At 66.3% G+C, this 1,438-nt stretch carries 1 protein-coding gene; it reads left to right on the top strand.

Annotation, left to right across the window (positions count from 1 at the left end; genetic code table 11):
* Nucleotides 1-54: 54 nt before the first annotated feature.
* A partial coding sequence (locus tag ACXJL8_RS40930; RefSeq protein WP_456687025.1) for a PAS domain S-box protein occupies nucleotides 55-1,438 on the top strand: 1,384 nt, incomplete at its 3' end.

Raw genomic sequence — 1,438 nt, 5'->3', positions numbered from 1 at the left:
AGGCTGCGACCCGCATGCCGGAGCAGGATGCCGCCATTTTCGGGGACGTGGTGCATGGGCAACGCAGGTGACGAGGATCCCAAACGCGGCCGCGCCGTTGCGCAGACGGCCGCGAAGGGGGATTTGACCGGCATCGGCGCAGCGCTCGCGCCGCCAGTGTTCGCGGCGCTCTTGTCGCGAATTTTCAACTGGTCGCGCAGCGGTGTCGGGCCCCGCTTGCTTGCCGCCGTGTTGCTGTTCTCCTCGCTCGTGACACTGACGCTGACGGCGCTTCAGCTCTATCTGGACTATGATCGCGAGGTTGGCGTCATCGAGACGCGGCTCGACGAGATCGGCCGCAGCACCACGGACAGCCTCGGGGAGAGCCTGTGGAATCTCGACCAGAACCAGCTCAAGCTCCAGCTCGACGGTATTCTGCGGCTGCCTGACATCCGTGCGGCGGAGGTCCGCGAGGTCGCCGATCGACCCAATCCGATCCGCGTTATGGTCGGCGAGCGAAGCACCCGTTCGGTCATGACCCGGGAATTCCCGCTGACCTACCTGGTGCAGGGGACCTCGCGCGCGATCGGCACGCTCCGGGTCGAGGCCACGCTGAGCGGCGTCTATCAGCAATTGCTGAACAGGGCTCTCGTCATTCTGGCGAGCCAGGCGGCAAAGACGTTCCTCGTCTCCCTGTTCATCATCTACATGGTTCATCTGCTCGTGACGCGGCATCTCGTCGCCATCGCCGAGTTCGTCGGCAAGTACAGCCTGGGGCGGCCGCCGCCGCCTTTGCACCTGGAGCGCCGGCCGCCCTACGCTCCCGACGAGCTCGACAAGGTGACCGACGCCTTCAACGGCATGTGCGCGAACCTCGAGCGTGCCTATGGCGATCTGCGCGAGGCCAATGCGACGCTCGAGCGTGATCTGAAGATCCGCCGGCGCGCCGAAGAGGCCGCGTGCGCGAGCGAGCAGCGTTTTCGCGACTATGCCGAGACGGCATCCGACTGGTTCTGGGAGACCGGACCGGATCACGTGTTCACCTACATCTCGGACCGGGCCGGCGCCTTCGGCATGGATCCCAAGGCCCTGATCGGCAAGCGCCGTTGCGATGCCGCCTTCGACCGCGACGCCGAACCGCAGAAATGGCGCGAGCACATGGCGACGCTGGACCGCCACGAGCCGTTCCGGAAGTTCGAGTATCGCGGCCGCGATGTGGCTGGACGCGTGCGCCATTTCAGCGTGRACGGCCGGCCGGTGTTCGCAGCGGACGGGCTTTTCACCGGCTATCGCGGTTCGGCCACCGATCTCACCGAGCAGCACGAGACCGACGAGCGGCTTCGCCAAGCGCAGAAGCTGGCTGCGATCGGCCAGCTCCCCGGCGGCGTCGCGCATGACTTCAACAACCGGCTCACCCTCATCACCGGGACCATCGAGATCATCCAGGAGGGGCTTGCGG

It is taken from the genome of Bradyrhizobium sp. P5_C11_2 (genome assembly GCF_054049755.1).
The sequence above is the reverse complement of the archived record's forward strand: the minus strand, read 5'-3'. Positions and strand labels throughout refer to the sequence as shown.